The 2,473-nt window shown below is 36.4% G+C and carries 2 protein-coding genes and 1 pseudogene; all 3 read left to right on the top strand.

The genetic code is table 11. The features are described from left to right. Positions 1–159 precede the first annotated feature (159 nt). Positions 160–552: pseudogene (rplU, locus tag AC3DU7_RS31135) on the top strand (50S ribosomal protein L21); the annotation flags it as partial. Positions 553–694: 142 nt separating this feature from the next. Beyond that, positions 695–982 carry a 50S ribosomal protein L27 gene (rpmA, locus tag AC3DU7_RS31130; protein ID WP_488043103.1) on the top strand — a complete coding sequence of 96 codons (288 nt, stop codon included), beginning with the start codon at positions 695–697 and terminating at the stop codon, positions 980–982. 674 nt (positions 983–1,656) lie between these two features. Then, the coding region (locus AC3DU7_RS31125) for an alpha/beta fold hydrolase (protein WP_488043102.1) at positions 1,657–2,473 on the top strand (817 nt) is incomplete at its 3' end.

Genomic DNA, 2,473 nt, shown 5'->3' with positions numbered 1-2,473 from the left:
GAGATTGTGTGTCTAAATCCTGCTCGGACCAGGTTCGGACATAATAAAGGCTGGTAAATAAATTAAGGGCATTTGCCCATTTTAACTAACCACAATACCACTTTAAAGTATTAGTGTTAGAACCAGCTACCTGTACGGCAAACCTATAAACACAAACTAATGAGTTACGCAATTATTGAAACAGGTGGAAAACAACTGAGGGTAGAAGCAGGTCGCTTTTACGATATTGACCTTTTACAAGCAGCAGAAGGGGATCAAGTTTCTCTGGATAATGTGCTTCTAGTTCAACATGAGGGAGATGTTCATATTGGTCAACCCCTTGTAGAAGGCGCTCTTGTGGAAGGCACTGTGATGAGGCACTTGCGGGGCAAAAAAATTATTGTCTACAAAATGCGGCCTAAAAAGAAAACTCGGAAAAAAAGGGGACATCGCCAAGAGCTTACTCGTCTAATGATTGACTCCATAAGTATTAATGGCAAAATATTAGCAGCAGGAGAATCTCAAACTTCAGCTACAACAATAACTCCAGAAGCAAGTGAAGCTGTTACAGAAACGGCAACTGAAGCTACAGAAACTATTAGCGAGCAAACTTCAGAGACTACAGCAGAAGTTGAAAATGTATCTGAAGAAAAAGCAGAAAATCAGGCAGAATAAGTACAGAAGTTATTATACATAATAAAATTCGGAGGAAATTATGGCTCATAAGAAAGGTACGGGTAGTACTCGTAACGGTCGCGACTCTAATGCCCAGAGATTAGGTGTTAAACGTTTTGGCGGTCAAGTTGTTAAAGCAGGTAATATTCTAGTCAGGCAACGTGGTACCAAATTCCACCCAGGGAATAATGTTGGTGTCGGTACTGACTATACTTTATTTGCTTTAATTGAGGGTGTGGTGACTTTTGAAAGAAAAGGTAAAAGTCGGAAAAAAGTGAGCGTTTATCCAGTAACTCAAGAAGCTAATGTCGCAATTGCTGAAGCTTAAATGGTTTTGATAAGTTTCTATTTTTAAGGCTTTTCTGAATTACTGTATGCTTTGGTTAGATTATGTAGTTTATAGCTTTTAGGTATCTATAGCTATACCAATGTATCAGCAGTATTATTTTTCAAGTAGGATGTAAAGTCCTACTTTTTTTATCTATATAGAGTTTGCTGAATAAGTCTTTTTGCTAAGGTAGGGAGTAGCTAAGAGTCAAGAGTTGAGGGGAGTTGTAGAGGAGGTAGGAGGAAAAATTATCCTTTGCCAACTCTACCCCACTATACGCCAAAATACTCACTTTTTAAGCCTTATAAGGCGAAAATCAAGTACTTTTTCACGTTCTAAAAATGCTAAAACCAATATCAGTAAAGACTTTGATATTTAATCAGCAAACCCTAGTTATTGCTTGAATATATTCATGCATCTGATTGCTGTTTGCGGATAATTCTGTAGGAAATGCTAATAGCTGTTTGCGCAGCAGTCCGCAGGAAATGCTTATCTACAGCACTTTTTAGGAAGCGTGAGGTACAGTTTGAAAATCAATCTTTTTTTCCCTACTGCCTACTCCCTACTGCCTACTCCCTAAAGTCCTAAAATTTTGTACCTCATCAACTCCAAAACTGCTGTAATATCAAATACAAAAATTGATGTTATATGTATAACTCAAGGAAAAAAAAGATATGAAAAAAACAATTAAAAAAGCCTTTTTAGATACAGAAGACGGACAGATATTTTACCAAATAGGGGGGGAAGGAGAACCTCTAGTTTTACTGCACATGACTCCTCGAAGTAGCGATGAATTTAAAGAATTAATGACAGTTTTAGCCCCAAAATATTGTGTTATTGCTATGGATTTAATGGGGTTAGGAAACTCGGATAAATCCCCAAGAGAATATTCTGTTTCAGACTATGCTAAAACTGTTATTTTATTGTTAGATGAATTAGGGATTAAAAAATGTAGTATTTTGGGAAGTTTAACAGGGGGTTATATTGCTGGAGAAGTTGCCGTATCTTATAGCGATCGCTTGAATAAATTAATCCTTTGTAATACTCATGGCTTTGACGCAGAAGAAGCGGAAAAAATTACTCAAATATACAGTAAAGGATTTTCTATAAAAGAAGACGGTTCCCACCTCATGGAAAGATGGTTGGCACGAGTCGATTATGTAGGAAATGGAGAATTAAATCATCGTTGTGTTCTAGATGATTTAAAAGTTTTTGGAGGAAGTATCTATCCTGGGGTAGCAGTAGGTAAATATTGTGTTTCTGCTCAAGAAAAGTTTAAATTTATTCAATGTCCGACCTTAGTTTGTAACGGCACTAAAGCTGTAGAACCTTTAGAAAAATATGGTTTAGCAAAAGCTGAAAATCAAGGTTGGTTATCAGAAGTAATTCCCCATAGTAAAATGGTTGAAATTGAAGGAGGAAGCTTGTGGATGATTAATCAAAGAGCTGAAGAAATATCGACAGTTGTTATTGATTTTTTAGATAATAATT

The sequence above is a fragment of the Okeania sp. genome, from assembly GCF_983059655.1.
The sequence above is the reverse complement of the archived record's forward strand: the minus strand, read 5'-3'. Positions and strand labels throughout refer to the sequence as shown.

Bases quoted from the DNA above. Each gene is read 5' to 3' on its own strand.
- rpmA (WP_488043103.1), top strand. From the start codon at position 695: ATGGCTCATAAGAAAGGTACGGGTAGTACTCGTAACGGTCGCGACTCT.